Annotated in this window: 31 protein-coding genes; 21 read left to right on the top strand and 10 right to left on the bottom strand. The window is 65.2% G+C overall.

Annotation, left to right across the window (positions count from 1 at the left end; all coding sequences use genetic code 11):
* Window positions 1-157 precede the first annotated feature (157 nt).
* Window positions 158-625, top strand: a complete 468-nt coding sequence (locus AC1RPL_RS10245) for a vgr related protein (protein WP_493069203.1) — start codon at window positions 158-160, stop codon at window positions 623-625.
* Between the two features lie 39 nt (window positions 626-664).
* Here AC1RPL_RS10245 and AC1RPL_RS10240 read toward each other — a convergent pair whose 3' ends face one another.
* The 5 genes from AC1RPL_RS10240 to AC1RPL_RS10220 form a co-directional block, all read right to left on the bottom strand.
* Window positions 665-2,137 (bottom strand): hypothetical protein, encoded by a 1,473-nt coding sequence (locus AC1RPL_RS10240; RefSeq protein ID WP_493069202.1) that lies wholly within the window; start codon window positions 2,135-2,137, stop codon window positions 665-667.
* 102 nt (window positions 2,138-2,239) lie between these two features.
* Complete coding sequence (locus AC1RPL_RS10235) at window positions 2,240-5,104, bottom strand: M10 family metallopeptidase C-terminal domain-containing protein (protein WP_493069201.1); 2,865 nt, start codon at window positions 5,102-5,104, stop codon at window positions 2,240-2,242.
* A gap of 75 nt (window positions 5,105-5,179) precedes the next feature.
* A complete protein-coding gene (locus AC1RPL_RS10230; protein ID WP_493069200.1) occupies window positions 5,180-5,521 on the bottom strand; it encodes a hypothetical protein in 342 nt (113 codons plus the stop codon).
* A 249-nt stretch (window positions 5,522-5,770) separates the two neighbouring features.
* Window positions 5,771-6,091 carry a hypothetical protein gene (locus AC1RPL_RS10225; RefSeq protein WP_493069199.1) on the bottom strand — a complete coding sequence of 107 codons (321 nt, stop codon included), beginning with the start codon at window positions 6,089-6,091 and terminating at the stop codon, window positions 5,771-5,773.
* 40 nt (window positions 6,092-6,131) lie between these two features.
* Window positions 6,132-6,491: a hypothetical protein gene (locus AC1RPL_RS10220; protein WP_493069198.1), complete on the bottom strand. Its 360-nt coding sequence runs from the start codon at window positions 6,489-6,491 to the stop codon at window positions 6,132-6,134.
* A gap of 111 nt (window positions 6,492-6,602) precedes the next feature.
* Here AC1RPL_RS10220 and AC1RPL_RS10215 point away from each other — a divergent pair, with 111 nt between their 5' ends.
* The 6 genes from AC1RPL_RS10215 to AC1RPL_RS10190 all read left to right on the top strand — a co-directional run bounded on the left by AC1RPL_RS10215 (window position 6,603) and on the right by AC1RPL_RS10190 (window position 13,855).
* Window positions 6,603-6,938, top strand: coding sequence for a hypothetical protein (locus AC1RPL_RS10215; RefSeq protein WP_493069197.1), 336 nt, complete (start codon window positions 6,603-6,605; stop codon window positions 6,936-6,938).
* A 158-nt stretch (window positions 6,939-7,096) separates the two neighbouring features.
* Window positions 7,097-10,135: an excinuclease ABC subunit UvrA gene (gene uvrA / locus AC1RPL_RS10210; protein ID WP_493069196.1), complete on the top strand. Its 3,039-nt coding sequence runs from the start codon at window positions 7,097-7,099 to the stop codon at window positions 10,133-10,135.
* 852 nt (window positions 10,136-10,987) lie between these two features.
* A complete protein-coding gene (locus tag AC1RPL_RS10205; RefSeq protein WP_493069195.1) occupies window positions 10,988-12,031 on the top strand; it encodes a sensor histidine kinase in 1,044 nt (347 codons plus the stop codon).
* Between the two features lie 108 nt (window positions 12,032-12,139).
* A complete protein-coding gene (gene relB / locus AC1RPL_RS10200) occupies window positions 12,140-12,316 on the top strand; it encodes a type II toxin-antitoxin system RelB family antitoxin (RefSeq protein ID WP_493069194.1) in 177 nt (58 codons plus the stop codon).
* Window positions 12,316-12,591, top strand: coding sequence for a type II toxin-antitoxin system RelE/ParE family toxin (locus tag AC1RPL_RS10195; protein ID WP_493069193.1), 276 nt, complete (start codon window positions 12,316-12,318; stop codon window positions 12,589-12,591). The genes relB and AC1RPL_RS10195 overlap by 1 nt, the downstream gene beginning before the upstream one ends.
* 184 nt (window positions 12,592-12,775) lie before the next feature.
* Window positions 12,776-13,855: a hypothetical protein gene (locus tag AC1RPL_RS10190; protein WP_493069192.1), complete on the top strand. Its 1,080-nt coding sequence runs from the start codon at window positions 12,776-12,778 to the stop codon at window positions 13,853-13,855.
* Between the two features lie 38 nt (window positions 13,856-13,893).
* On the opposite strand, the gene AC1RPL_RS10185 is transcribed toward AC1RPL_RS10190, so the two are convergent.
* Window positions 13,894-14,463: a hypothetical protein gene (locus AC1RPL_RS10185; RefSeq protein WP_493069191.1), complete on the bottom strand. Its 570-nt coding sequence runs from the start codon at window positions 14,461-14,463 to the stop codon at window positions 13,894-13,896.
* Between the two features lie 383 nt (window positions 14,464-14,846).
* Between AC1RPL_RS10185 and AC1RPL_RS10180 the strand changes: the two genes are divergently transcribed.
* The 9 genes from AC1RPL_RS10180 to AC1RPL_RS10140 all read left to right on the top strand — a co-directional run bounded on the left by AC1RPL_RS10180 (window position 14,847) and on the right by AC1RPL_RS10140 (window position 18,414).
* Window positions 14,847-15,059 carry a cold-shock protein gene (locus AC1RPL_RS10180; RefSeq protein ID WP_493069190.1) on the top strand — a complete coding sequence of 71 codons (213 nt, stop codon included), beginning with the start codon at window positions 14,847-14,849 and terminating at the stop codon, window positions 15,057-15,059.
* Between the two features lie 94 nt (window positions 15,060-15,153).
* A complete protein-coding gene (locus AC1RPL_RS10175) occupies window positions 15,154-15,360 on the top strand; it encodes a hypothetical protein (protein ID WP_493069189.1) in 207 nt (68 codons plus the stop codon).
* Complete coding sequence (locus tag AC1RPL_RS10170; RefSeq protein ID WP_493069188.1) at window positions 15,357-15,506, top strand: hypothetical protein; 150 nt, start codon at window positions 15,357-15,359, stop codon at window positions 15,504-15,506. The genes AC1RPL_RS10175 and AC1RPL_RS10170 overlap by 4 nt, the downstream gene beginning before the upstream one ends.
* A gap of 143 nt (window positions 15,507-15,649) precedes the next feature.
* Complete coding sequence (locus tag AC1RPL_RS10165; RefSeq protein WP_493069187.1) at window positions 15,650-15,808, top strand: hypothetical protein; 159 nt, start codon at window positions 15,650-15,652, stop codon at window positions 15,806-15,808.
* 282 nt (window positions 15,809-16,090) lie between these two features.
* Window positions 16,091-16,240: a hypothetical protein gene (locus AC1RPL_RS10160; protein ID WP_493069186.1), complete on the top strand. Its 150-nt coding sequence runs from the start codon at window positions 16,091-16,093 to the stop codon at window positions 16,238-16,240.
* A 122-nt stretch (window positions 16,241-16,362) separates the two neighbouring features.
* Window positions 16,363-16,899: a DUF3617 domain-containing protein gene (locus tag AC1RPL_RS10155; protein WP_493069185.1), complete on the top strand. Its 537-nt coding sequence runs from the start codon at window positions 16,363-16,365 to the stop codon at window positions 16,897-16,899.
* A gap of 90 nt (window positions 16,900-16,989) precedes the next feature.
* Entirely contained in the window at window positions 16,990-17,433 is a 444-nt protein-coding gene (locus AC1RPL_RS10150) for a hypothetical protein (RefSeq protein WP_493069184.1), read from the top strand.
* A gap of 68 nt (window positions 17,434-17,501) precedes the next feature.
* The gene (locus AC1RPL_RS10145) at window positions 17,502-17,915 is read left to right on the top strand and encodes a glycine zipper 2TM domain-containing protein (protein WP_493069183.1); all 414 of its coding nucleotides are present in this window, start codon (window positions 17,502-17,504) and stop codon (window positions 17,913-17,915) included.
* Window positions 17,916-17,988: 73 nt separating this feature from the next.
* Window positions 17,989-18,414, top strand: coding sequence for an OsmC family protein (locus AC1RPL_RS10140; protein ID WP_493069182.1), 426 nt, complete (start codon window positions 17,989-17,991; stop codon window positions 18,412-18,414).
* A gap of 1,072 nt (window positions 18,415-19,486) precedes the next feature.
* Here the strand turns inward: AC1RPL_RS10140 and AC1RPL_RS10135 are convergent.
* On the bottom strand, window positions 19,487-19,924 hold the full coding sequence (locus AC1RPL_RS10135) for a cupin domain-containing protein (protein ID WP_493069181.1): 438 nt from the start codon (window positions 19,922-19,924) through the stop codon (window positions 19,487-19,489).
* 103 nt (window positions 19,925-20,027) lie between these two features.
* On the opposite strand from AC1RPL_RS10135, the gene AC1RPL_RS10130 reads away from it, so the two are divergent.
* The 5 genes from AC1RPL_RS10130 (at window position 20,028) to AC1RPL_RS10110 (ending at window position 23,207) form a co-directional block, all read left to right on the top strand.
* Window positions 20,028-20,387 (top strand): glycine zipper 2TM domain-containing protein, encoded by a 360-nt coding sequence (locus AC1RPL_RS10130; protein ID WP_493069180.1) that lies wholly within the window; start codon window positions 20,028-20,030, stop codon window positions 20,385-20,387.
* Between the two features lie 99 nt (window positions 20,388-20,486).
* The gene (locus AC1RPL_RS10125; protein WP_493069179.1) at window positions 20,487-21,665 is read left to right on the top strand and encodes a glycosyltransferase; all 1,179 of its coding nucleotides are present in this window, start codon (window positions 20,487-20,489) and stop codon (window positions 21,663-21,665) included.
* A gap of 55 nt (window positions 21,666-21,720) precedes the next feature.
* The gene (locus tag AC1RPL_RS10120) at window positions 21,721-21,870 is read left to right on the top strand and encodes a hypothetical protein (RefSeq protein WP_493069178.1); all 150 of its coding nucleotides are present in this window, start codon (window positions 21,721-21,723) and stop codon (window positions 21,868-21,870) included.
* A gap of 76 nt (window positions 21,871-21,946) precedes the next feature.
* Window positions 21,947-22,525, top strand: coding sequence for a hypothetical protein (locus AC1RPL_RS10115; protein WP_493069177.1), 579 nt, complete (start codon window positions 21,947-21,949; stop codon window positions 22,523-22,525).
* Window positions 22,526-22,568: 43 nt separating this feature from the next.
* The gene (locus tag AC1RPL_RS10110; RefSeq protein ID WP_493069176.1) at window positions 22,569-23,207 is read left to right on the top strand and encodes a TMEM175 family protein; all 639 of its coding nucleotides are present in this window, start codon (window positions 22,569-22,571) and stop codon (window positions 23,205-23,207) included.
* Here AC1RPL_RS10110 and AC1RPL_RS10105 read toward each other — a convergent pair.
* The 3 genes from AC1RPL_RS10105 to secF are packed head-to-tail and all read right to left on the bottom strand — an operon-like array spanning window position 23,204 to window position 25,697.
* A complete protein-coding gene (locus tag AC1RPL_RS10105) occupies window positions 23,204-24,325 on the bottom strand; it encodes a DUF3089 domain-containing protein (RefSeq protein ID WP_493069175.1) in 1,122 nt (373 codons plus the stop codon). The two genes, AC1RPL_RS10110 and AC1RPL_RS10105, sit on opposite strands and share 4 nt — an antisense overlap.
* Window positions 24,326-24,367: 42 nt before the next feature.
* Complete coding sequence (locus AC1RPL_RS10100; RefSeq protein WP_493069174.1) at window positions 24,368-24,739, bottom strand: Mth938-like domain-containing protein; 372 nt, start codon at window positions 24,737-24,739, stop codon at window positions 24,368-24,370.
* Between the two features lie 4 nt (window positions 24,740-24,743).
* Window positions 24,744-25,697, bottom strand: a complete 954-nt coding sequence (gene secF, locus AC1RPL_RS10095) for a protein translocase subunit SecF (protein WP_493069173.1) — start codon at window positions 25,695-25,697, stop codon at window positions 24,744-24,746.
* Between the last annotated feature and the right edge of the window lie 15 nt (window positions 25,698-25,712).

The raw sequence follows: 25,712 nt of genomic DNA, 5'->3' as shown, positions 1-25,712 counted from the left end.
ATTTCCTGGCGCATGGCGGCTCACTCCTTCGGAACTTGCGAGCGCGCTATCTGGCGGGCCGGCCAGCGGATGACAAGTCCGGCACGGCGCAAATAGCATTGGCCGGAACTCGCCCCGCATCCTAGCAATTGGGGAAGCCGAAGGGGGCGGAGCGACGATGACCGAAAAAGGCGAGGGCCGGAAACTGACGCAAGGCGAGATCGCCCTTGCCCGCTCGATCTATCATGACGCGATCAACCTGGAAGGCGTCGAGATCCGGCGGCGGAAATGGTTTCCCTTCCAGCCGGTCAACACCACCATGGCGCCCACCGGCCACATCCATTTCCATCCGGACAGCGACAAGTGGCGCGAGGATTACAGCAAGGAAGGGCTGGGCTTCCACGGCCTGTTCCTGCACGAGCTCTGCCATATCTGGCAGAGCCAGCGCGGCATCTACCTGCCGCTCAAGCGCCATCCGTTCTGCAGCTACACCTATGCCCTCAAGCCCGGCCAGCCGCTCATCAAATATGGGCTGGAGCAGCAGGCCGAGATCGTCCGCCACGCCTATTTCCTCCGGCACGGCGTGCTGGTGGAGGGCGCGCCGTCCGCCCAGGCCTATGAAAGCCTGATCGCAGTCTTCCGCTGATCCGGCATGCGGCGCCGGGATCCCCGGCGCCGCATGCCTCTAGAGTTTCTCGCCACCATCGTCCGCCGACATCTTGCGCGGCGGCGGTGCCGGACGCGGTGGCGGTGCGGGGCGTGGTGCCGGCGGCGTGTAGCTGGGCCGTGTCGGCGCGGGGGCCGGCGCTGCCTGGGGCGCCGGCGTATAGCTCGGCCGCGGTGGCGGTGCGGAGACGCTGGGCGGCACGGGCCGCGGGCGGAACTGCGGCGCGGGCGTCGCCCCCGACGCGTCGGGGGCAGGGCGCGGGCGCCAGCCGCCCTCGGGCCGCGGTGGACGCGGTGCGGGCGGGCTGTCCACGCTCCCCGGGGGCGTCGGCACCGGCATCGGCGTGGCCGCCGGTGCGGGCGGGCGGCCCCAGCCATTGCCGTCGCCGCGCGGGCGCGGCGGGCGCGCATCGGGCCGCGGCATGGTCGGCGGCGTTGGCACGCCCGCCTCGGGCACCGTCACCGGTGCCGGCGGCGTACGCGGACGGCCACGGCGCCAGTCGGGCGCGCCGTCGGGCCGGTCCGGCGCGGGCCGGGTGAAGGGCGGCGGTGCCGGATTGCCGGGCGTGACAACCGGCGGACGCGGCATTCCGGTCCCCGGCGGTGGCGGATTGGCTCCGGGCCCGCCAGGACGTCCCGGCCTGCCCGGCTGGGGCGGACGGCCCGCCCCCGGCTGGTGCGACCAGCCCGACCCCGGCTGCGGCGGGCGACCGGCTCCCGGACGGCCCGGCCCTCCCGGCTGGCCCGGCGTGTGGAAGCGGCCCGGCGGCGGGCCCTGGAAGCCACCCTGGCGCCAACGGCTGAAGCGCAGCGCCTGCTCGCGGCGGCGGCGCTGCTCGGCGTCGAAGCGCCGGCGCCACGCCGAAGCGTCGCTGCGCGCATGATAGCGGCTCCAGCCGGGATAGCGGCTGCGCCCCTCGTCCCACAGCTGGATGAAGCCGAAGATATACGGGCTGGCGTCGATCCAGGCATCGGCATCGACCGGGCGATAGTCCCGTGCCGAGAGCGCGCGGTAGAGCCGCCTCCCGCGATCGAACAGGTCGTGCGCGGCATCGTCATAATCGCCGAACTCGCCGCGCGGTGCGGCCTCGCCGTCGGCGTCATAGACCATCGCCAGCCGCCCGCCGTCGAAGGCGAAGCTCATTCCCGGCTCGACCGTCAGGAACGGCGCCGTGGCGCCCGGTGCGAAATAATAGCTGCGGATGCCCTCGCTGCCGGCGTCCTCGACGATGATCGTATCGCCGTCGCCGGTCTGCCAGGCCCAGGGCTCCTGCCCCTCGAAGGCGAAGGCGGTATCGGGCGGGGCATCGCCGATCGCGTCCCACAGGGCGTCGGCGCGGTCGATCCACTGATAGTCATCGGCGGATTGCTGGACCGCCTGGCGCGGTGCCGATCCGGGGGCCGCCGCCACCGCGGCCGCCTGCGCGGCGCCGGGCAACACCCAGGCCGCGCCCGCCAGCATCGTCAGCCTGATCATCCTCTCGAACCGCATGGCCTTCCCCTCTCTCTGTTCCTGGCCGAGACTCGTCCCACGCCGCTGAACGGCGCGTGAAACCATGGTGCAGCTTCCTGAAAGGAATCCGGCCCCGAGACTCTAGGCGAAGTGGAAAGGGTCGCCGTCGACCGGCATCAGCATGTCGATGTGGAAGGGGATCCCGTCGAACTCGCCGCGCGCTTCCTCGCCGGTGTGGAACAGTTGCGCCAGACCGTGGCTGGCCGGTGCTTGCGTGTCGTGCCACAGGGCGGCCGCATCCGGCACGATGATCTGCTGCGCGTCGCCCTTGCCGCCGCCATCGACGGCCATCACCGGCGCGCTCTTCACCTTCTCCGGTGCCATCACGTCGGGCTTTTCGGGGGCCTGCGCCACGCCCAGGATGAAATCGCCCGCGGACAGCTGCGCCTTGGCCACGCCGATCAGCAGCACGTAATTGCCGCCGCTCAACGCGATGTTCATCACGCCGTTGCCCTGGTCGGTCATCGCCGCCTGCACCTGCGCGAAGCTGGTGAAGCCATAGGCGGACAGGTCGATCTTGTCGGTGCCCGGAGCGAAGTCGGCGATCGTGTCCAGCCCGCTGTTCGCGCCGAACACGAACGTGTCCGCGCCTGCCTCGCCGTAGAGCGCGTCATTGCCCAGGCCACCGTCGATCCGGTCATTGCCCGCGCCGCCGAGCAGCCAGTTGGCCGCGTCGCTGCCGGTGATCACATTGTCCAGCGCGTTGCCGACACCGTATAGCGTCGTGCCCTGCAGGATCAGGTTCTCGACATTGTCGAACAGGTAATAGGTGCCGCCGGCGATGTTGGCATAGACGGTGTCCGTCCCGCCGTTGAGGTTCTCGAAGGTGAAGTCGTTCTGCGCATCGACATAATAGGTGTCGTTGCCGGCCCAGCCATAGAGGAAGTCCTGCTCGCCCGCGCCGTCCTCGCCGTGCAGCACGTCGTTGCCGTCGTCGCCCACCAGATAGTCGATGCCGGTGCCGCCCCACAGCGTGTCATTGTCTTCCTGGCCATAGATCCAGTCCGCACCCGCGCCGCCGAAGATCGTGTCGTTGCCCTGGTGGCCGATCAGCAGATTGTCGCCGCCATTGCCGGTGAGGATGTTGGCCAGCTCGTTGCCCACGCCGAACTGCGCTGCCGTGCCCGCGACCAGGGTCAGGTTCTCGACATTGGCGTAGAGATAGAAGCTGGCGCTCGCCAGCACGCTGTCGCTCCCCTCGCCCGCCGCTTCGTAGATCACATCGTTCTGGTCATCGACATAATAGAGGTCGTCGCCCAGCCCGCCGTTCAGCTTGTCGGCGCCGGTGCCGCCGTCCAGCGTGTCGTTGCCCGCCAGGCCGATCAGCGTGTCCGCCCCCGCCCCGCCGGTCAGCTTGTTGGCGATATCGTTGCCGATCATCAGGTCGGCGCCGCTGCCGCCGATCGCATTCTCGATCACCGCCCCGCGCGCGATCGAGACATTGCCCGTCCGTCCGCCGACGCTGGAGAATTGCTCCTGGGTCAGGTTGATCGTCTGCGTCTGGCCGAAGCCCGAATAGTCGAGCGTGTCGACGCCGCCATTGTCGAACACCGTATAGGCGACGGTCGGGTTCTTGGTCGCGTCATAGATGTCGCGGCCGGCGGTGCTGTTGAAGCCGTAGGTGGTGTCGCCCGTCCGGGTCAGCGTGTTGGCGCCGTAGAGCGAGGCGATCGCCACGCCGTCCGCCACCATCGGGCTCACCGTGTACTGGCGGGTGAAGCCAAGGTCGTGGAAATAGCTGTTCTCGTTCTCGTCGAAATACGACATCACCGTCGTGATCCACGCATCGTTGAGATACGCAGCGTCCGCCGGATAGTCCGCGCTGCCGTTATACGGCCCGCCATGCCCCAGCCCCAGCGCGTGGCCGATCTCGTGGATGAAGGTCTGGAACGAATAGCTGTTCAGCCCGGTGCCATACTGGTCCACCCAGGCCTGCGAGACGTTCACCGTCGCACTGGTGGTGATCCCGCCCGAATAGACTGCGCTGGTGAAGGCGCCGTCCTCGTCGTTGGAGAACAGCAGCGCGCCCCCGGTCGTCACTTCGCTGAAGGTGATGCCGGTCACGTCGGTCCACAGCAGCAGCGCCTGGCGCGCCAGATTGGCGGCAGCCGTGCTCAGGTCGCTCACGTTGAAGGTCAGCGTGCCGCCCGCGGCCACATTGAAATGGTGGCGGTTGCCGTTCCAGTAATCGTCGGTCAGCTGGTGGGCGATCTGGTCGTTGCTGTACACGGTGAGCGCCGGCGCGGTGACCATGTTGAGCTTGTAGGCGCCGGTCTCTTCGTCGTTCCAGCCGCCGACATCGACATAATAGGTGCCGCTGGTCGTCGCGGTGAAGCGCACGCCCGAATAGGTGCCGACCCGGTCGTCATTATAGGAGAGCTCGTTGCCGGCCGCATTGCGGATGGTGATCGTCGAATCGACATCGCCCGCGCCGCCGGTCGACAGCGTCTGGAACAGGTAGCTCTGCCCCGCGACCAGCGTGACGCGGTAGAAGTCGTGATCGCCTTGGCGATCGATGCTGCTCGTCGCGGTGCCGTCGAGCGCGATCGTGCTCGTCGTCGTCACGTCTCCGGCGATCGTGTCCGGCGCCGCCGCCGCGGTGTCGGTCAGCCGGATCAGGAAGGTGCCGGTCGTCTGGTCGTTATAGGTCGCGCCGGCGATGTAATAGGTGCCGCTCGTCGTCGCGGTGAAATGAATCTCGGAAAGGGTCCCCGCCCCGCCATCGTCGTCCGACAGCAGCAGCGTGCCGCCCGCATCGTACAGCCGCAGATAACTGTCGACATCATCCTGGTTCACCGAATTGGTGGCGAAGCTGTAACTATGCCCCGCGACCAGCGTGACGCGGTACCAGTCGCGATCGCCCTGCGTCTCGATCGTCGTGGTGACGGTGCCGCCTACATCGAGGACAATGGTGGTCGAGCTATCGCCGGGTACGCTGTCAGGCATGCTCTCTCACCAGAAAAGGGCGTGAACTGACGGACTTGTTCCCGACAGCCAGGCGCGTGGGCAACTGGGTACTTCCTACCGGTTCGCCGTGCGCGCTGCAATCTCCCGCGCAAGGAGATCGATCGTGGATGGTCCCATCGCCCGATCCGAGGTGGCGACCGAGATTTCGGGCAGTGCCGTGGCGCGCCCGCCCGCGATCCTGGTGACCCGCGCCGTGGCGATGCCGGGCTTCTCGAAGCGCAGCGCCACCCTCACCCTGTCCGGCCGCACCCCGGCGCGCACCAGCCCGGCCTTCACCCGCGCGCACGCCGCCTCGGGCGTGGTCGCGGGGACGAGCAGCTTGGTCCCGGCTGCGGTACAGGCGAAGCCGGTGGGCTGGGCAAGGGTGAGGAGGAGGAGGAGGAGGAGCGCGAGCATCTCGGCCTCATAGCACGATGCGCGCTGTGCAGCGCATGAACGGCCAGGCCCGCACGCGCACGCCGAGCTGGCGTTTCTGAGCAACTGACACACCACCTCGCCGTCGATCAGGCCGTCGCGACAGCTATTGTAGGCGACTGAAACCCCAGTGGCGGGAGCCGGGCCGTTTGCTGTCCGGCAACTTTCAGCACCGCGCCGGCGAAAGCCGCCGTTCACGAAGATCGCGACGGGAACGGCGGCGCATGCCCCCTAGTCGCCGTTGGCATCGACCATGAAGACCATGGTCTTGCCGCGCGACGCTGGATCCCACCCCGCTAGTAACGCCGCGCGCACCCCTTTTGCGGCAATCGCGTCGTTGATGTGGGAGCGCCCTTTCGGCAAGCCTTTCAGAAGACGCTTCGGCGTGGGAAATTCCAGCAGCGCCTCGCGCGGCATATCCTGCTGACGCAACGAGACCGTCATGCCCCTCCAGCCATCGGCATCGGATAGCTGGGGCTCGCTCTGAAGCTCCCAGTCATATTTGGATCCGTCGATTTCGACAGTGCCGCCAAGGCCGCGCGTATGAAGCATGTCGGGACGTTAGCATGCCAGCAACGGCACTTCACCCACTTCACTGGTGTCGCAGGGTCTTCTCGAATCCCTCATTCGCCTTCGTCATCTTGGCCAGCTTCCTGAGATAGGTGCGAACATGCCGTTCGTACCGCGTATCGTCATAGGTACTCGTCGCCGGATAGTCGTCCTGGCCGATCAGCTCCTTGAGGCGCCCGGCGAACGCTGCCTGGTCGCTTGTGCAAGCGGCGTCCTTGAGCGCACGGCAGGCCCATTCCTCGGCAGCGGCCTTGTCATAGTCGTCCCGCGCCTCATAGCCGCGCCTGTCCGCTGCCGCCTGATCCAGCCGCGACACCTCGAAACGACGCTCGAGCCATTTGCGGACCAGCTCTCCATCCCAGGGTTTCGACGGGTTCGTCATTGTTCTCTTCCAGTCGAGTTGCGGCAAAGGGCCGGCGTTATGAACTTGCCATATGACGCCGCCGTTCGCATCGCTACAGGCTGAAGGAAATCAAGGCAGTTGGATCGACCTATGGCCCGCAAGCGTTCGAAAGATCCCTATGACCATCTCCCGCAGGAAGACGAGGCGCCGGCAGCGCCGGTGCTCTGCTGGCTCTGCGGCCGCCCGACCGGCAAGACCATCGTCTGGCACCATCCCGTGCCCAAGAGCCGCGGCGGCCGCGATGTCGTGCCGATGCATTCCATCTGCCAGCAGACGCTGATCGCCAATTTCACCAATTCCGAGCTGCAGCGCCATGGGATGGACGTGACAGGCCTGCTCGATAATCCGAACGTGCGCAAATTCGTGGATTGGGTGGCGAACAAGGATCCGGACTTCACCGCGACGATTGCGAAGAAGCAACGCTGATACGTGCAAGTCCAGGCTATCGACCGACAGCCGTTCCGGGATGGCCGGTTCGGTGCGGGAGAGGCAATCCCCGTCCTCCGCCACGCAACTGGCGTTCTGCCTCGGGCGTTCCTATCTCTCCACTAGAAACCCCAACAGAACAAAGCTAGAACTCCGGCATGGCACTCACCACCATTTCCGTACGCGGCGCGCGCGAGCACAATCTCAAGGGCGTGGACGTCGACATTCCGCGCGACACGCTGACCGTGATCACCGGCCTGTCCGGCTCGGGCAAATCCTCGCTCGCCTTCGACACCATCTATGCCGAGGGCCAGCGCCGCTATGTCGAATCGCTCTCGGCCTATGCGCGCCAGTTCCTCGAGCTGATGCAGAAGCCCGATGTCGATCATATCGAGGGCCTGTCGCCCGCCATCTCGATCGAGCAGAAGACGACGTCGCGCAATCCGCGCTCCACGGTCGCCACGGTTACCGAGATCTATGATTACATGCGCCTGCTCTGGGCGCGCGTCGGCGTGCCCTATTCGCCGGTCACCGGCCTGCCGATCAGCGCGCAGACGGTCAGCCAGATGGTCGACCGCGTGCTCGCGCTTCCCGAAGGCACCCGCCTGCTCCTCCTCGCCCCCGTCGTCCGCGGCCGCAAGGGCGAGTACAAGAAGGAGCTCGCCGAGTGGCAGCGCGCCGGCTTCCAGCGCGTCCGTATCGACGGCGAGACCTATCTGATCGAGGAAGCCCCGGCGCTCGACAAGAAGTACAAGCACGACATCGAAGTGGTGGTCGACCGCCTGGTCGTGCGCGAGGACATCGGCACGCGCCTGGCGGAAAGCTTCGAGACCGCGCTCAAGCTCGCCGAGGGCCTGGCCTATATCGACCTGGTGGATACCACCGTGGCCGAGCTTTCTTCCCCCCTCCCGCTGGCGGGAGGGGCCGGGGGAGGGGTTGTCCGTGAGGCACCCCAGGCGTTCTCGACTGACAGCGACATGCCCCGCCCCAACCCCGAGGGTGAGGGGCTCAAGAAGAACGTCACCGGCGGCCAGCTCAAGGGCACCGGCCTCCCGCCCAACCGCATCGTCTTCTCCGAGAAGTTCGCCTGCCCGGTCTCCGGCTTCACCATCCAGGAGATCGAGCCCCGCCTCTTCTCGTTCAACGCGCCCCAGGGCGCCTGCCCGGCGTGCGACGGCCTGGGCGAGAAGCTGGTGTTCGACGAGGATCTGGTCGTCCCCAACCACGATCTCACGATCAAGAAGGGCGCGATCGTGCCCTGGGCCAAGTCCAACCCGCCTTCACCCTATTACATGCAGGTGCTGGGCTCGCTCGCCCGCGAGTTCGGCTTCAGCCTCGACACGCCCTGGCGCGACCTGCCGGGCGAGGTCCAGCTGGTCATCCTCCACGGCACCGGCGGCAAGCCGGTCACCCTCACCTTCGTCGACGGCCGCAAGTCGTACGACGTGAAGAAGCCGTTCGAGGGCGTGATCGGCAACCTCAACCGCCGCATGCTGCAGACCGAGTCCGCCTGGATGCGCGAGGAGCTGAGCAAGTACCAGGCCGCGCACCCCTGCGAGGTCTGCCACGGCGCCCGCCTCAAGCCCGAGGCGCTGGCGGTCAAGATCGCCGGCGAGAACATCAGCCACGCCACCCATCTCTCGGTGGTCGACGCGCTCGCCTGGTTCCAGAAGCTGCCGGCCACGCTCACGCCGCAGCAAAAGGAGATCGCCCGCGCGATCCTCAAGGAGATCGACGAGCGGCTCGGCTTCCTCAACAATGTCGGCCTCGATTACCTCAACCTCGATCGCACCTCGGGCACGCTCTCGGGCGGCGAGAGCCAGCGCATCCGACTCGCCTCGCAGATCGGCTCGGGCCTGTCCGGCGTGCTCTACGTCCTCGACGAGCCGAGCATCGGCCTCCACCAGCGCGACAACGACATGCTGCTCGCCACGCTCCGGCGTCTCCGCGACCTCGGCAACACCGTGATCGTCGTCGAGCATGACGAGGACGCGATCCGCACCGCCGACTATATCCTCGACATGGGCCCCGGCGCCGGCGTCCATGGCGGCGAAGTCGTCGCGCGCGGCACGCTCGACGAGATCCTGAACACCACCGGCAGCATCACCGCCGACTATCTCAGCGGCACCCGCGAGGTCCCCGTGCCGGCGAAGCGCCGCAAGGGCACCGGCAAGAAGCTGACGGTCGAGAACGCCACCGCCAACAACCTGCGCGGCGTCACCGCGAGCATCCCGCTCGGCACCTTCACCTGCATCACTGGCGTCTCGGGCTCGGGCAAGTCGAGCTTCACGATCGACACGCTCTACGCCTCCGCCGCGCGCCAGCTCAACGGCGCCCGCGTCCTCGCCGGCAAGCATGACCGCATCACCGGCCTGCAATATCTCGACAAGGTGATCGACATCGACCAGTCGCCGATCGGCCGCACCCCGCGCTCGAACCCGGCGACCTACACCGGCGCCTTCACCAACATCCGCGACTGGTTCGCCGGCCTGCCCGAGGCGCAGGCGCGCGGCTACAAGCCCGGCCGCTTCAGCTTCAACGTCAAGGGCGGCCGCTGCGAGGCGTGCCAGGGCGACGGCGTGCTCAAGATCGAGATGCACTTCCTCCCCGACGTCTACGTCACCTGCGACGTCTGCCACGGCCAGCGCTACAACCGCGAAACCCTCGAAGTGAAGTTCAAGGGCAAGAGCATCGCCGACGTGCTCGACATGACGGTCGAGGACGCGCTCGAGTTCTTCAAGGCGGTCCCGCCGATCCGCGACAAGATGGCGATGCTCGCCGAAGTCGGCCTCGGTTACGTCAAGGTCGGCCAGCAGGCGACCACCCTCAGCGGCGGCGAGGCCCAGCGCGTCAAGCTCGCCAAGGAACTCGCCCGCCGCGCGACCGGCAACACGCTCTACATCCTCGACGAGCCCACCACCGGCCTGCATTTCGAGGACGTCCGCAAGTTGCTGGAGGTCCTCCACGCGCTGGTCGAGCAGGGCAACACCGTGGTGGTGATCGAGCACAATCTCGACGTCATCAAGACCACCGACTGGATCCTGGATCTGGGGCCGGAGGGCGGCGTCAAGGGCGGCGAAATCGTCGCGCAGGGCACGCCGGAAGAGGTAGTGAAGGAGCCGCGGAGCTTTACGGGGCGGTATCTCGCGCCGTTGCTGGCGAAGGGGACGGTTCAGGAGACTGAGGCGGCGGAGTAGCCAGCATATCTCCACGCCAAACTAATAATCGTAAGTACGGCCCCAACGACGCCCGCAAATTATGTTGGCCTCATAACCCTTCCATGCCAAGCTGTCTAAATCGAGGTTAATCGACAAACAGGGGATGGGGGAAAAGAAGAGGTGAAAGAAGTTCTTCTAAAGGTATTTAAAAGCAGCCGCGACTTGAACCTTATTTCCAAGATAAAATTGCATCTCGCCGAATAAGAGATCGCCGCGGCGCGGTTAAAATTGCCGTCATAGATGATCAACCCTTTGCACCGCATTATCTCCTTTCAAATCACAATTACATCATCACTCAGCTTGGAGACATAAGTTCGATAGACCTAGTTAAAGACTTTGACATAATACTTTGCGATATACTTGGAGTTGGCCTTTCCTTTAACGAAAGCCTTCAAGGTGCGGGCTTAATTTCGGAAATTAAACGCCAATTTCCTGAAAAATGGGTCCTCGCTTATACTGGCGCGACACTGAGCCAGACCGCCACCCGAGAAGCCAAGTCATCCGCAGACGACCTTATCAAGAAAGATATTAACATCAGCGAGTGGACGACGCTATTAGATCGCTATGTAAATCACGTCCTCAACCCTCACACAACTTGGTTACGTGTCCGCGCCGACCTCCTGAACAGGGGCGTCAGCATGAAAGATGCAATTATCCTTGAAGACGCCTTTACTACGTCGATATTAAAAAATAATCCTGGCCCGGAATCTCTTAAAAAAGCGCTCTCCAAATCGAAGGTTTCCGACGACGCCAGAAATATAGTCAATGGCCTTATAAGCTCAGCGATATTTTCTCTCATAACAGGAAGCACCTCCTAGACGGAGAAAATACTTGCACGCCCTTCCTTACCTAATCTCTGATGACGATGAATTATCATATCACCCGGGTTCAATATTGAAGATTCCGGAGATTTTTTTAGAATCTCATATGATTGAGTTTTATAGAGAAATCAATCGCGAGGGGTGGCACAAAGATCACATGGGATATTATACATATGCCCAACGAGATTATAAGAACAACCTGATTCTCTTTCCCGGAATACACGCATCCACCGACCAGCCATTACAGAATCTCTATGACGCGATCCCCATAGATTTTGAGGACCTCGAGAAATACGTTGATCACATTTTTGGATTGGAAAATGAAGTTATTTCATCCTCGGATCATGTTAATCTTCTTGTTCACGATCTTCGCAGTATCTCTAACAATATTTACAGCGCAGCGCTCTCGGCCAAAGTATCACTGAATGACGGAAATGTATCCCTCGCAAACCAGCATTTAGACAACGTGGTTTGCTCGCAGACTGTTCTTAAGATAAGAACGGATATACTTGACTATCTGATAAATCCCGCTTCCGTAATCGGGAAGCTACCCATAGACCTTAGGCAGAAAACCATTGATGTAGTTGGAGCATTTCGGGAGTCCGCGAGCGCAAAGAACGTTAGGTTTGACCTAGACACAAAGGATAATCGCCTAATCGGCTGCCCCAATGTGTTTGAATTTATTCCATTTGTTCTTATCGAGAATGCAGTAAAATACTGCCCCAAAGACAGCAGAATAGCTATAAACATATCATGCTTAGATAAGCATGTTATTTTTTCGATAACCTCTTTCGGACCGTATATTTCCGAAAGGGAGAGAAAGACCATATTTTTGCGAGGCGTCCGCGCAAAAGCAGCGCCCAATGGCTTGGGGTCTGGCATAGGCTTATTTGTGCTGAGCGAGGTAATAAACTCCTACTTGGGCGGAACAATCGGCGTTTTTCAGGATAACTCCGGGATTAGCCCTGATAAAAAGATGTTTCGAACCACGTTTAGCGTAACGATTCCAGATACCGCCTTGGAAGACTTAGCCGAGAAAGCCGATCTTGAATAAGGACGGTTGCTGAGACAGGACATCGGCCGGGGGCCGACCATCTCCATTCCGGACATATCCCACCACCCGCGCCTTCCCCAACCACGCCCGCAGCGCTATATTCCCCCCATGGCAAAGCTCTCGCCGATCGTGTCCGAATTCGCTTCCACCGAGGAAGAGGCGGCGCATGATGCCTGGGTTCGTGCCAAGGTGGAGAAGGCGCTCGCCTCGACCGCGCCGCGCATCCCGCATGAAGAAGTGATGGCGGAGATGCAGGCGATCCTCGACCGCCACAAAGAGCCCTGATGCTCCTGCTCGTCTGGCGCGACACCGCGCGCCAGGACATGCGCGACATCATCGGTTATGTCGCCACGCACCGGCCCGCAGCCGCGCGACGCCTTGCCGAGGCGATCCGCCACACCGCCGATCGTCTGCCGGGGCATCCCCATATCCACCGCCCGGGCCGCGCTCCCGATACGCGCGAGGCGGTGATCCATCTCAACTATATCCTGATCTACCGCGTCACCGCCGACGCCATCGAAATCCTCTCGCTGATCCACGCGCGTCAGCGCTACCCCTGAAGCCGCGTCGTCGGCCGGCGCTCGCAGCGCCGCCGGCCGTGCGCGCCTGGTGCGCTCGCAATTAGCTCCGCTAATCGCCTCGCCGGCGCGCAGAAGAACAAACCATAAACAAACCCCTTTCCTACAGCCCCCATTCCAGCATATCTGAACGGTCCTCATCACAACCCAAGAGAGGACCGAAGCCATGGCACTGCACTTCCCCCCGATCCCCGACGGCATCCCGCACAGCGAAAACCACCTCCCCGACACGCCCTTCCGCGAATATACCGGCAGCCCGTCGCAGCGGATCGCCGGCTGGTCAGGGGAGAAGCAGGCGATGTTCCTCCAGGCGGTTGCCGAGGGGCTTAGCATCGATCAGGCGTGCCGCCTGGTCGGCCTGTCCAAGCAGTCCGCCTATGCCTTCCGCCTCTCCGCCAAGGGCGCGCAGTTCAATATCGGCTGGCAGGCGGCGCTGCTGCGCTCGCGCGATACGCTCGCCGACATGCTGATGGAGCGCGCCTATCACGGCAATATCGAGACGATCACCCGGCCCGATGGCAGCGAGGTCGAGCGCCACCGCATCGACAATCGGCTGGGCATGGCGATGCTCACCCGGCTCGATCGCATGGCCGATCGCGCCGCAAGGGAAACCACCCATGCCGCCGCCCGCCTCGCCGCGCAGGAGTTCGGCGCCTATGTCGAGCTGATCGCGCAGGACGCCGGACCCGCCCGCGCCGGGCTGCTGCTCGCCCAGGGCATCACCCCCGCCACGCCCGAGGATCTCGCCCCGCTCGCCGCCCTCGCCCGCGCCGACCAGTGGCTGCGCACCCATACCGACCTCGCCGAGCCCATCGCCGATCTCGACCCCGCCGATCGCGGCGGCTGGTCCGGCCCCGACTGGAACCGCGCCGAGGCCGCCGGGCTTGTCAGCATCGGCCCCGTCCCCGCGCACGCGGAAGCGAGTCAACGGATTCAAGATTTCCCGGATGCCGAGCCCGGCGACCAGGGCCCGGTCTGGTGGGACGGCCATGACGAGAAGTGGCGCACCAGCTTCCCCCCGCCCGCGGGCTTCTATGGCGAGGAAGACGGCGACTATGGCGACGACGGCTATTCGCGCGAGCTGACCGCGGAGGAAGAGGATCTCCTCGAGGCGCCGCGCCGCGCCGAGATCGCCGCGCAGCGCACGGTGGAGAGCGAGGCCCGCGATCGCTGGTTCGGTGTCCTGGCCACACCCGCTCCGGATCCCAGCCCCGCGCCCGCCCCCACGCAGCAATCCGCGCCGTGATCCGCCAGGGGAGCACGGCGCGGACCGGGCGCGAACCCTCAGGCCGTCGCCGGCTTGGGCGCCGCCTGGGCGAGCGCCAGCGGCGTGTCCGCCGTCCCGCTCGGCGCGGAGAAGGCGATAGTGTCGTCGGTCAGCGTGATCGTCACCGTGTTGCCGGCATCCTCGCTCTTCAGCAGGAACTCCTTGTACCCCTCGACCGAGGTATCGTTGGTCGCCGCGGTCAGCACCTCCATCAGCACCCCGGCCACGTCGCCGGCGCCCAGCGTCTCGGGTCCGGCGGCGTCCAGCCCTTCGGCGATCACTTCGCCGAAGTTCGAGATGCCCCAGTCGACCTTGTCCCACAGCCAGCGCGCATTGTCGGGATCGGTGTTCCAGACATTGCCTTCGCTATCGACGGCGAGCAGGAACCACCAATCCTCGCCGGTGGTGCCGAAGCCGGTATTATACTCCACGCTCAGCGGCGGGCTGGTGGTCTGGCCGGGGGCGAGGTTCTCCCAGCTCGCCTTGCTCGAATAATTGTCGCTATATTTGTGCGACAGGCCGATCGAGACGAAGGTCTTGCTGCTGCTGTTGGTGATCACGGCCGATGCGGTGTTCGCGGTCGTCATGAGTCTCTCCCGATGTCACCCCGCTCGCTCGCCGCCCTATCAAGCGCGGGGCCTGGCGGGCAGCGCGATTGCATCCGATCCCGTGCGAGTGCGGTTGCCTGTCCGGAACGACCCGCAGGCACGGCGGTGCGCGCCGTATCTCCGGATCGGAGAAACTTGATCCGGGCTGCGCGGAAGTCGCCGCGGGCCGGCGCCAAATCGGCGAAAGGGCGCGGTTTGTGGCGGAAGCCCTTGAACTTGAAGCACCGCCTCCCCACATCGCATCTGCTACAGTCGCATTTCGACGGTTTTCGGCGCTTTGCGGCCCCTTATTCCTTCTTTCTGCCCCTTGCAGCACGAGGTCCGTCCATTTCGGGCGCGCCGACTATTGAAGGAATATTCGCATGGCCAACACCGGAACCGTCAAGTTCTTCGACGCCACCAAGGGCTTCGGCTTCATCGCGCCGGACGGCGGCGCGCAGGACCATTTCGTCCACATCAGCGCCGTCGAGCGCGCCGGCATGAGCACGCTGAACCAGAACCAGCGCGTCAGCTACGATCTCGAGGACGACAAGCGCGGCCGCACGTCGGCCGTGAACCTGACCGCCGTCGACTAAGCGGAGTCAGGGCGGTTTACGCCGTCCGGTGGCGCCCCCTGGGTCTCCTTGGGGGCGCCGCCACCCTGCATGCCCGCTTTAGGAGTACGAGATCTTGGCCAATCAACCCGATTACCGGGCCCAGGCGGCGAAATGCCGTGCCGAAGCCGATGCCGCGACGCTCGACAATGTCCGCGACCAGCGGCTGCGTGCCGAGGCCGCATGGCTCGACATGGCGATCCGCCAGGAGCGCGTCGCCAGTTCGCGGGTCGCCCGCGAAGCCGCGGTCGTCACTCGAATACCCATACAGGAAACCCTATGAATTTCTTCGACAAGATACACGAGACCCAGCTTACCCGCCGCCCTTCGCGGCCGATCTTCCCGGCACTGATCAAAGTCCTGCCGGTGTCCCTCCAGTCCCGCCACTGCGAAGTGTCCCGCGCCGCCGCGCGCGAGGTTTTGGGCTGATCTTTCGGGCATTCCACCGATCCTGCGCCGAATAGATGCGGCGCGGCGATGGAACCATGGTAGAAGCCTCCATTACCGGCAGATTCTCTTGTAGGCGCCGGTAACTGAGAGACCCGTGCTCCCGCTTACTTGAGGAGCTTGCCATGGAACTCGAATATCTGAACACGCGCTATCGCGACTCGCTACAGCGTGCCGTCGATGCCAAGAACCCGCCGGCCCGCATCTCTCACGAGCGTCTTGCCGGCTTCTACGCCAAGCGGATCAGCGAAGAGACGCTGCGCCGCTGCGAGCCCGCCGAATAGGCGGGGCAAAGCGCGAACATCCTGCTTGCAATGTAGGATTTCGCTTGCTTGGCTGTTGCTCCCGGCCACCGTGCCGGGCGCTCCTTCAACCCGTAGAACCCCTGCTTGCGGATGCCTTTCCGGCGTCCCACATAAGCGACAGGCGCCGGCCGCGGCTTTTTGCGGCCTCGTGTTTCCGCCCCCTGCTTCCGCAAGGCGGAACAGAACGCGCCTTCACCCTCTTCTTCCTCCGGCGCCGCGCTGCGTGCGCCCTCGGATCGGAGTAACCAAACCAGGAAAACCATGAACTTTTTCGACGATATCCACGAAACCCAGATTACCCGCGGCAACAAGCAGCCCTTCCAGGCCTTTGTCCCGCTCCACCGCCGTCTCTTCCCGCTCGAGAGCCAGCGCGGCACTGCCCGCGCCGCCGCCCTCGAAGTGCTGGGCTGAGACTGCAGTCAACCCCGGGGCCCTTGTCGGGCCCCGCTTTCGTTTCCTCCGCTTTCGTTCCCCCTTCTCGGGAGCTATGCTCCGGTCCGGGGCGGGCATGTTCACTGCATAAGGGAATGTCCATGAAGCGTTTGACGATGCTGCTGCCGCTGGTTCTTGCGGCCTGTAATTCCGGGCCGACCGTCAAGGCCGAGAACGCCTCGGTCGACGAAGTCTCGAACAAGGTCGCCGCGGCGCAAGGCGCCGGCAGCTTCATCTCGCCGGGCCATTGGGACGGCAAGGTCACCATCACCAAACTCGACTCGCCGGGCATGGAAAAGATGCCGCCCGAGGCTGTGAAGATGATGAAGGACAAGATGATGCAGGGCCAGAACTTCGCCAGCTGCGTGACCGAAGCCGATGTGAAATCCCCCAAGGCAGGCATGTTCGGCGGCGACAAGAGCTGCCGCTATGATCACTTCACCATGGCCGGCGGCACCATCGACGCCAAGCTGACCTGCGAGAGTGCGGGCCAGAAGCGCGAGATGACGATCAAGGGCAGCTATGCCGCCGACAGCTACCACACCGAAGTCATTTCGGATGGCGGCCCGGCGGGGAAGATGGCGGCCACGGTCGATGCCAAGCGGGCCGGCGCCTGCACGGGCAAGGAGAAGAGCTGAGGCTTGGAGTTCGGCTGGGGGCGGGGGCGGGCGGAACAGTCGCCCCGCCCGCCCGTTCAGGCCGAAACCCTTGAGACAAGAGGAATTTCGATGGCAACGCGCAAGACCCCCGCCCGCTCCACCACCAAGGCTCCCGCCAAGACCACGGCAAAGGCACCGGCCAAGGCTGACAAGCCTGCCACCGCCAAGCGCAGCCGCGCCGCCGCGACGCCGCGCAAGTCGGCTGCGACCAAGACGCCGGCCAAGCGCGCCGCGGCGCAGGCCCCGGCCCGCCGGACCGGTCATTCGGCAGGGTTTGCCTCCATCGGCGCGCTCGCCGTGGCGGCGCTGGGTGCAGTGGCGTTCGGCGCATGGCGGCTGCTGCGCCGTCCTTCGGAGGGCACCGAGCCGACCGACCTGATGGGTGAGGAACATCCCGACGGTTCGGAGCGCGCGATCGACGCCTTCCGCCCCGATCCCACCGCTCCCGTTCCCGCTTCGGAGCGCGACCAGTTCCGCCCGGCGCTGGCCCAGCTCGGCAACACCGTATCGTGATGGCTGCGAAACCTTTCCGTGCTCCCACGCATTCCCCCCGCAGAGAGTGGGTTCACGGAGAGAAAACCATGCGTATCCTTATCCTCGGCCTGGCGGCCGCGGCGACCCTCGCCGGCTGTACGGACTATAGCAGCGGCGGCCCCGGCGCGAGTTCCTACGCCTATCGCGACTATGACTATAACCGCCCCGATCCGTCGTACGGCGGCTATGATGCGGGTCGCTATTACCGTGAGGGCGGCAACTACCGCGAGCGCCGCCTGTCGCGGAACGACCGTGTCTATCGTGGCCAGGACGGCCGCTATTATTGCCGCCGTTCGGATGGCACGACCGGGCTCGTCATCGGCGGTGTCGCCGGCGGCGTGCTCGGCAATCTGATCGCGCCGGGTGGCTCTGAGCTGCTCGGCACGGTGCTCGGTGCAGCCGCCGGCGCAGCGGTCGGCTCGTCGGTCGACAAGAACAGCAGCGATGCACGCTGCCGCTAACCCAAACGGGTAGCCTTCAAGCCGGGCCTTTGATCCCCTAGATCAGGGGCCCGGCCATGAGGGAGACTAGACCATGACGACCCGTACCGCGACTGCCCGCTACGAAGGCTTCGGCAAAGAGGGCAAGGGCCATATCACCACCCAGTCGGGCGTGCTGACCGACCAGTTCTATGGCTTCAACACCCGTTTCGGCGATGAGCCGGGCACCAACCCCGAAGAGCTGATCGCCGCGGCGCATGCCGGCTGCTTCACCATGGCACTCAGCTTCGCCCTGGCCCGTGCCGGCTTCAGCGAAGGCAATATCGAGACCAGTGCCGCCGTGAAGCTCGAGCAGGACGGCGACGGCTTCACCATCACCCGCTCGGACCTGACGCTCAAGGCCAGCGTCCCTGGCCTGGCCGAGGAACAGTTCGAAGCATTGGCGGCGGGCGCCCATGCCAATTGCCCGGTCTCCAAGCTGCTCAAGGCGGAAAGCAAGCTCGACGCGACCCTGCTCTGACCGCGTCCTATTCGGCTTGTAATGTAGGATTTCGCCTGCTCTGCGGTGGCATGGCGGTGCAATCAACAAAGCGGATAAACCTCTCCCCGGCGAAGGCCGGGGCCCAGACTTGGAATCCTGTCGAGCAGTTCGCGCTTCCTGCCAACCATCTCGAGATATCTGAGGCTGGGCCCCGGCCTTTGCCGGGGAAGAAGAAGCGCCTCGCCAAGAGCCGCCTTGCATTCCAGCGCTCTACATCGTCCAAACGCAAAAGGGGCCCGGCATTGCTGCCAGGCCCCGTGTCGCCGGACTGCTGCCATAGACCCGGACGGATCCTCGGCATGGTTTCGGCGGCTCCTCGGTCCGCGCCGGCAAGGGCATGCGAACCTTGGGTCGGTCGTCGAGACTGGCCGTTGTCCGCTCATCCAGAAGGAGAGCTGCGGTTGCCAGCCTCGGCGGCCCGCTTCGTCCTCCCGGCCGGGGGCCGGAACTCGGAAGCCTTGCTGGACGCGATCTTCTCCGTTCGATCCCTTCCAAACCGTCCGCTCCGCTTGCGCTTCGCTTCGAGCCTTTCCAGTCTCTGCGGCGGTCCGTTCCTTCGTTCTTGGTCCCGAGCGCTTGCGCGCCGTTTCCGCGAACCAAGGTTCCGTCCCCTTTCCGTCTCTTCCTCGGCATCGAGCAACGCTTGCGCGCCACCGTCTGCTTCCACTTCGGGCGGCACTTGCGCGCCGCCTTCCGCTTTCGTTTCGCACGTCGCTTGCGCGCCGCGGTCCACACTCACTTCGCAATGTCGCTTGCGCGTCATGCTCGGTATCCGGTCGAGCCGTGCCCTGGTGTCCCTCGAAACTTCAGTAGCGCGTGGGCGGCACTTCCGTTTCGCAAACCCTCCTGGGCTTCGCATCCCCGAACCGTTCCGGATGTGGTTTCCCGAAGGCGCCTTCATCGTTCCCGGCTCGTGTAAGGTTCTGATTTCGCTTTGGTTTCCCGCCGCTGCACCGTTCCGCTTACAGTTATGAAGGTGTCATCGAACCCGAGTCGCGCAAAGTGCCAAATGCGCCTGCAAACCTGTGAAGACTGTGGATAACGGGGAGAACTAGGTAATAATCTTGCGTGGAGCCCAATTGGGAGGCGCCAATTCGAACCCGGCGAAGTCGAAGCCGGGAACGACGATGCAGCTTACCAGCGCCCATCCGTGCGGCGCTTCGGTCGCTTGCCAGCGATTCGCCGGGACCAGGCATTGGGGCGCATAGCCGGCAGCCACATCGGCGCCAAGCCGCGTGATCGCCGGGTCGCTATGGGCCGCGTCGGCGATGTGCACGTCGAGCGGACTACCGGCATGCCACAGCCACCATTCATCGGCATCCACCCGGTGCCAGTGCGAGCGCTGGCCCGCCTCGAGGAGAAAGTAGATCGCCGTGCCCAACGCCCGCCCGTCTCCACCCTGTGCCGCCCGCCACGTCTCGCGGTACCAGCCGCCTTCCGGGTGCCGCGCAAGTTCCAGCTCCGCGATGATCGCCCGTGCTTCGTCCATACTTCCCTCCGATGAACGGGGCGTAGTTTCCCGTTCATGCAACTCTGCGTTCGAACGGGACGTTACGCTGTCGGGTTTGCCCGTAGAATATCAGGAGTGAGACATGCGTAAGTTTATCATCGCGCTGAGCGCGATTGCCTTCGCGGTGCCCGCCGCGAGCGTTGTCCCCGTTGCGGCGAACGCTGCACCGGTCGCCAAGGCAGGGATCGGCGGGGAGTTCGCCCAGGATCGCCGCTATCGCAAGCGCTACGCCTATCGCGAGTGGCGTGGTCGGGACGGCCGCAGCTATTGCCGTAAGCCGGACGGTACCACCGGCCTGGTCGTCGGCGGCGTCGCCGGCGCGCTGGTCGGCCGCACGATCGACACGCGCGGTGACCGCACCGTCGGCACGCTGCTCGGCGCGGCTGCTGGCGCGGTTGCCGGCCGCGAGATCGAGCGCAGCGGCAAGAAGAGCTGCCGCTAAGCCCTGAAGACATCGCAGCCCGCCCGGTTGAACGCACCGGGTGGGCTGCTCTGTGTCCAGCCGCGGAGATTTAACCCTTCGCCGCTATACCCCTCCGCCATGCTCCGCGTACTCATCCTCTCGACGCTGTTCCCCGACGCCTCGCGCCCCAATTTCGGCATCTTCGTCGAGCGCCAGACGCTGTCGCTGGCGGAGCGCGACGATGTGGAAGTGCGCATTGTCGCTCCACTTGGCCTGCCGCCCTTTCCGCTTTCCCTCCATCCCCGTTATGCGCCCCTCGCCGCACTGCCCGAGCGCGAGCAATGGAAGGGCCTGACGGTCCACCGCCCGCGCTTCCTCAACCTGCCCCGCACCGGCGGCCGCTTCCATGCCCGCGCCATCACCGCGGCTGTCGCGCCGCTGCTGGAGCAGATCCGCAAGGACTTTCCGTTCGACGTGATCTCGGCCGAGTTCTTCTTCCCCGATGGCTCCGCCGCAGTGGCGCTCGGCAAGCGCTTTGGCGTGCCCGTCTCGATCAAGGCGCGCGGCTCGGACATCCATGACTGGGGCCGCCGCAAGACCACCGGGGCCCGGGTCGTCGCCGCCGGACAGGCCGCCGACGGTGTGCTGGCGGTAAGCGACGCGATGCGCGGCGACATGATCGCGATAGGCATCCCGGGCGACAAGATCGAGACGATCGCCACCGGCGTGGACCTCTCTCGCTTCGCGCCGCGCGACCGCGCCGCCGCCAAGGCCGAGCTCGGCATCTCGGGCCCGCTCGTCCTCTCGGTCGGCGCGCTGATCCCACTCAAGGGCCATGACATCGTCATCGACGCGGTGAACACGCTTCCCGGCGTCACCCTGTGGATCGCCGGCGAAGGCGGCGACCGCAAGCGCCTCGAAGCGCAGATCGAGCGGCTAGGCTTGGGCGACCGGGTAAAGCTGCTCGGCTCGGTCCCACCCGATCGCGTCGCCGTCGCGCTAGCTGCCGCCGATGCGATGGCGCTCGCTTCGGAGCGCGAGGGCCTCGCCAATGCCTGGCTCGAGGCGATCGCGTGCGGCACGCCGGTGGTCATCCCCGATGTCGGCGGCGCGCGCCAAGTGGTAACCGCCCCCCCCGCGGGCCGCATCGTCGCCCGCACCCCCGCCGCCTTTGCCGGCGCGCTGGGCGAACTCATCACCGCGCCTCCCGCCACGGCGGACACCCGCGCCATTGCCGAACCCTTCACCTGGGCGGCCAACAGCGCCCGGTATCGCGGCGTCCTCCAGCGTCTGGTCGATCGCCGCCGCACGGCCTGAGGGAACCGCTGCGCTCCGCCCGGTGTTCGTGTCGCGAGCGTGACGGAGAGAGAAGATGGGTGCCATTCGCAATCTGCCCGAGCCGCCGGCCGAGGCGCCGCCTCTGGTCTATTACATCCTGCCCCAGGAAGAGGCGCCGATTGGCCCCGGCGACCTGGAGATCGAATTCGAGTTCGAGACCGATTGGGATGACGATGAGGAATGACCATTTCCGCGTTGACTAGCCCGCGCCACTCCCTGACATTCGCGACAATGCAGTTACAACGGGCGGAGACCGAGTGATGGCGGGTAAGAAAGACAAGAAGTCGGGCGAAGCGAAGACCGAGAAGAAGGGTTTTCTTCCCAAGAGCATCGCCGGGATGAAGCTGCCCAAGGAGCTGCGCAAGCAGCTCGACGCGCTCGCCAAGCATCCCGTGGTGAACGATCTGCTCGCCGCTGGGCTCGTTGCGCTCGCCGCCAAGCTCAAGCCGAACGACAAGGGCGAAGCCAAGGAGGCCACCGCGCCGTCTCCTACGCCTGCCCCTGCTGCTGCCACCGCGAAGCCGGTGGTCAAGCGCGCCCGCAAGCCCGCCGCTCCCGCAAGCGCGAAGCCCGCGGCCCAGACCGAAGCCAAGCCAGCACCAGCAAAGGCACCTGCCGCCAAGGCCGAAGCCAAGCCCGCAACCGCGAAGGCACCGGCGAAGCCTGCGGCAAAGGCCCCCGCCAAGCCCAACGCTGCTGCCGCGCCCAAGCCGGCCGCTACAGAGGCTCCGGCGCCCAAGTCCACACCGAAACCGCGCAAGCCGGCAGCAGCCAAGGCGACCGCCGCCAAACCGCGCGCCACAACGCGCCGCACCACGCCACCCAAGACCACGCGCTGATCCTCTGCTAGGGGCAGCGCCGAATCGATTTGGGGGCAGTTGAATGAAGCCGAAACAGACGCACGCCGAGGGTCCGGCGCACGGTCTGGAGCGCATGGCGTTCTTTTCCGACGCAGTATTCGCGATCGCGATCACCCTTTTGGTGATCGAGATTCACCAGCCCCCCGTCTCGACGCCGTATACCGATATGGCGTTCCTCGAGGCGCTGAACCATGTGATTCCGAACTTCATCGGCTTCTTCGTCTCGTTCTTCGCGATCGGCGCCTTCTGGGCGAGTCATCACCGCGCCTTTGATTGCGCGCGCCACTGGAGCACCAAGCTCTATCTGCCCAATCTGATGTTGCTCAGCGCGATCGCCGCGATGCCTTTCTTCACGGCTTTCTCCGCCGAGCATTTCGGCTACCGCATCCCCACTGCCTTTTACTGCGGCTGGATGGTGGTCATCGCAATCTGCAACATCCTGATCCAGCGCATCCTCACCTCCGCGCCCGTGGTGGGCGAGCATGTGTCCGAGGAGGAGCGCAGGATGATCCGCCTGCGCGGGCAGTCGGCGTTGCTCGGCTCGATCACCGCTTTCGGGACCAGCCTGTTCCTGCCGTTCCTCGGCCAGGTGATGCTGATCAGCATCCCGCTCTGGCGCATGCTGCTGATCCGCATCGCGCCGACGCAGAAGGCCGCCTAGCGCGTCTTCGCCCAGGCCCGATATTGCCGCGCCGTCAGATCGACCAAGTCGCCCTGCGCCAGGTTCATGTCGATCAGGTGCAGGCCCCAGTCCTTCAGGATGCTGGTGCCCACCTTTACATCACCCGAGATCGTGTCGGTGCGCGGATCGGCGTGATCGGCGTTCACCGTTACCGCGAGATAATTGAACCCGTCCTTGTTGACGCATTCGGCGGAGAGCAGCCCGGGCACGCTGACAAAGGGCGTCGTCACCGGCGCGCCATCCTTGCTCCAAGCTTCGGCAGGGCTCTGTACCATCATGTTTCCGCCCGCGTTCAGATAGGCGTGCATCGCGGACTTGCCCCCGACCAGCGCCGCAGGATTCGTGCAGCCTGCTTCCACGCCCGGCCTGTCGCCCTTTCCGAAACGGGTATTGGGCGGCGGCGGAGAGTCGGCACGAAAACTCGCATAGGTCACGATACAACCGGCCTGGTCGGCGCTGCGGCACAGCGGAATCGTCGGGAACACGCCGCCGACATCCTTGCCGATCGGCACCGGTACCGAGCTGCCGATCAGCAGCGCCGAGACCAGTTGCTTCTGCGCGGGCTTGCCGTCGATCGCGGTGGCGACGAGCCGGGTCAGGATCAGCGATCCCTGGCTGTGCCCGATCAGCACCACGCCGCGGCCCTCATTGTCATGGGCCATGTAATCGTCCCACGCCGCCTTCACGTCGGCGAACGCCATCTCGCGGTCGATCTTGGGCGTGCCGCCGCCGATCACGCTACGCAGCGCCGTTAGCGTCACCTGGCGATAGACCGGCGCGAACACCCGGCAGTTCCTTGCGAAGCGCGCGACTTGGAACTGCGCGACGCGCTTCTCCTCGTCACCGGGGATCATGTCGCTGTTCGGCGTCGTGTCGAGCGAGATGGTCGGGTAGATGTAGAAACAGTCGAACCTGGGATCCTTGGCGGCCTTGAACGGCTCGACGCTGCGCTTTCCGTCCGCCGCGACCACCGTGGCCGATAGGTCCATGGTGCAGGCATCCTGGCGGCCGGGCCGGCAGAGCCAGTTGGCGGTGTCGCGATAATCGGGGCCGTCGGACTGCGCGGTCATTGCCAGCGCGAGCGCGAGAATCATCATGCGTGCCTCTCCCTTTGGCGAGAGCTTAGCTGCGGGCGGCGATCAGTCCAGCGGGTAGAGCGCGCCCGCGATCCAGCGCAACTCGGCGCGCAGCACGCCCCAGGCGCGGGCCGCCGCGCGGCTGTCCATCGCCTCGATGCCGATACCCCTGGCGCCCAAGGCCCCCACCAAGGCACGCGGCGGACGGACCAAGGTGGCGCCGGTGCCGAGCAGCAGGAATTCCGGCTTGGGATCCAGCGCCAGCAGCGGGGCGAGATCGGCTTCGGTCAGTTCCCCGATCGCTGGCGGTGCCCAGCCATCGGCGCGCTCGGGGGTGATCAGCAGCCCCTCGTACACGCCTTCGTCGACCCGGAAGCCACGCCCGGAGAAGCCGGTGATGACCGGCCCCTCCGCGCTGGCGCGCTTTACTTCCACCAGGTCAGCCGATGCGCTCGGCGCCGGTCGCCGCCGAGGGCTTTTCCTCGCGCGGGCCGGGCTTCAGGCCCAGCGTGATCAGCAGCGACGAGGAGACGTAGATCGACGAATAGGTACCGACGACGATGCCCAGCATCATCGCGGCGGTGAAGCCACGCAGCACCGGGCCACCGAAGATCAGCAGCGAGGCGAGCGCAAGCATGATCGTCAGCGAGGTCATCACGGTGCGTGGCAGCGTCTCGTTGACCGAGAGGTCGATGAGCTCGCTAATCCCCATCTTGCGGTACTTGCGCATGTTCTCGCGGATACGATCGTCGATCACCATCTTGTCGTTGATCGAATAGCCGATGATCGTGAGGATCGCCGCGACGATGTTCAGGTCGAACACCATGCCCGTCACCGCGAAGAAGCCCAGCGCCATCAGTACGTCGTGGATGATCGCCACTGCGGTCGAAACGCCGAACTGCCATTCGTAGCGGAACCACGAGAAGATCGCGATGCCGACGATCGCCAGGATCACCGCCAGCACACCCTTCTGCACCAGTTCGCCCGAGACCTTGCCCGAGACGGTGGAATAGGTGCTGAAGGTCGCGCCGGGGAATTTGGCCGCCAGCGCCTTCTTCACGGTCTCCACCATGGTGTTGACCGCATCGGGATTGGCCGAAGCGGGAACCGGCAGGCGGATGGTCACCGTGTTCTGTCCGCCAAGTTGCTGGAGCGCCGCCTCGCCGAAGCCGAGATGGTTCACCGTCTCGCGGATCTCGTCGACCTGCGGCGGGCCGGCGAACTTCTCCTCGATGGAGACGCCGCCGACGAAGTCGACGCCCATGTTGAGCCCATGGATACCGACCAGCGCGACGGCCGCGACGGTGAGCGCCATGGTGATGGCGAAGGCGATGTGGCGGACGCGCACGAACCCGATGTTCGTGTTGTCCGGGATGATCTTGAGGAGCCGCATGTGCGTCGCTTCCGA

It is taken from the genome of Sphingomonas sp. GW821-FHT12D09, from assembly GCF_058807215.1.
Note: the sequence above shows the minus strand (reverse complement) of the source record. Positions and strands in the feature narration are given on the sequence as shown.

Bases quoted from the DNA above. Each gene is read 5' to 3' on its own strand.
- AC1RPL_RS10245 (WP_493069203.1), top strand. From the start codon at position 158: ATGACCGAAAAAGGCGAGGGCCGGAAACTGACGCAAGGCGAGATCGCC.
- AC1RPL_RS10240 (WP_493069202.1), bottom strand. From the start codon at position 2,137: ATGCGGTTCGAGAGGATGATCAGGCTGACGATGCTGGCGGGCGCGGCC.
- AC1RPL_RS10235 (WP_493069201.1), bottom strand. From the start codon at position 5,104: ATGCCTGACAGCGTACCCGGCGATAGCTCGACCACCATTGTCCTCGAT.
- AC1RPL_RS10230 (WP_493069200.1), bottom strand. From the start codon at position 5,521: ATGCTCGCGCTCCTCCTCCTCCTCCTCCTCACCCTTGCCCAGCCCACC.
- AC1RPL_RS10225 (WP_493069199.1), bottom strand. From the start codon at position 6,091: ATGCTTCATACGCGCGGCCTTGGCGGCACTGTCGAAATCGACGGATCC.
- AC1RPL_RS10220 (WP_493069198.1), bottom strand. From the start codon at position 6,491: ATGACGAACCCGTCGAAACCCTGGGATGGAGAGCTGGTCCGCAAATGG.
- AC1RPL_RS10215 (WP_493069197.1), top strand. From the start codon at position 6,603: ATGGCCCGCAAGCGTTCGAAAGATCCCTATGACCATCTCCCGCAGGAA.
- uvrA (WP_493069196.1), top strand. From the start codon at position 7,097: ATGGCACTCACCACCATTTCCGTACGCGGCGCGCGCGAGCACAATCTC.
- relB (WP_493069194.1), top strand. From the start codon at position 12,140: ATGGCAAAGCTCTCGCCGATCGTGTCCGAATTCGCTTCCACCGAGGAA.
- AC1RPL_RS10195 (WP_493069193.1), top strand. From the start codon at position 12,316: ATGCTCCTGCTCGTCTGGCGCGACACCGCGCGCCAGGACATGCGCGAC.
- AC1RPL_RS10190 (WP_493069192.1), top strand. From the start codon at position 12,776: ATGGCACTGCACTTCCCCCCGATCCCCGACGGCATCCCGCACAGCGAA.
- AC1RPL_RS10185 (WP_493069191.1), bottom strand. From the start codon at position 14,463: ATGACGACCGCGAACACCGCATCGGCCGTGATCACCAACAGCAGCAGC.
- AC1RPL_RS10180 (WP_493069190.1), top strand. From the start codon at position 14,847: ATGGCCAACACCGGAACCGTCAAGTTCTTCGACGCCACCAAGGGCTTC.
- AC1RPL_RS10170 (WP_493069188.1), top strand. From the start codon at position 15,357: ATGAATTTCTTCGACAAGATACACGAGACCCAGCTTACCCGCCGCCCT.
- AC1RPL_RS10165 (WP_493069187.1), top strand. From the start codon at position 15,650: ATGGAACTCGAATATCTGAACACGCGCTATCGCGACTCGCTACAGCGT.
- AC1RPL_RS10160 (WP_493069186.1), top strand. From the start codon at position 16,091: ATGAACTTTTTCGACGATATCCACGAAACCCAGATTACCCGCGGCAAC.
- AC1RPL_RS10155 (WP_493069185.1), top strand. From the start codon at position 16,363: ATGAAGCGTTTGACGATGCTGCTGCCGCTGGTTCTTGCGGCCTGTAAT.
- AC1RPL_RS10150 (WP_493069184.1), top strand. From the start codon at position 16,990: ATGGCAACGCGCAAGACCCCCGCCCGCTCCACCACCAAGGCTCCCGCC.
- AC1RPL_RS10145 (WP_493069183.1), top strand. From the start codon at position 17,502: ATGCGTATCCTTATCCTCGGCCTGGCGGCCGCGGCGACCCTCGCCGGC.
- AC1RPL_RS10140 (WP_493069182.1), top strand. From the start codon at position 17,989: ATGACGACCCGTACCGCGACTGCCCGCTACGAAGGCTTCGGCAAAGAG.
- AC1RPL_RS10135 (WP_493069181.1), bottom strand. From the start codon at position 19,924: ATGGACGAAGCACGGGCGATCATCGCGGAGCTGGAACTTGCGCGGCAC.
- AC1RPL_RS10130 (WP_493069180.1), top strand. From the start codon at position 20,028: ATGCGTAAGTTTATCATCGCGCTGAGCGCGATTGCCTTCGCGGTGCCC.
- AC1RPL_RS10125 (WP_493069179.1), top strand. From the start codon at position 20,487: ATGCTCCGCGTACTCATCCTCTCGACGCTGTTCCCCGACGCCTCGCGC.
- AC1RPL_RS10120 (WP_493069178.1), top strand. From the start codon at position 21,721: ATGGGTGCCATTCGCAATCTGCCCGAGCCGCCGGCCGAGGCGCCGCCT.
- AC1RPL_RS10115 (WP_493069177.1), top strand. From the start codon at position 21,947: ATGGCGGGTAAGAAAGACAAGAAGTCGGGCGAAGCGAAGACCGAGAAG.
- AC1RPL_RS10110 (WP_493069176.1), top strand. From the start codon at position 22,569: ATGAAGCCGAAACAGACGCACGCCGAGGGTCCGGCGCACGGTCTGGAG.
- AC1RPL_RS10105 (WP_493069175.1), bottom strand. From the start codon at position 24,325: ATGATGATTCTCGCGCTCGCGCTGGCAATGACCGCGCAGTCCGACGGC.
- secF (WP_493069173.1), bottom strand. From the start codon at position 25,697: ATGCGGCTCCTCAAGATCATCCCGGACAACACGAACATCGGGTTCGTG.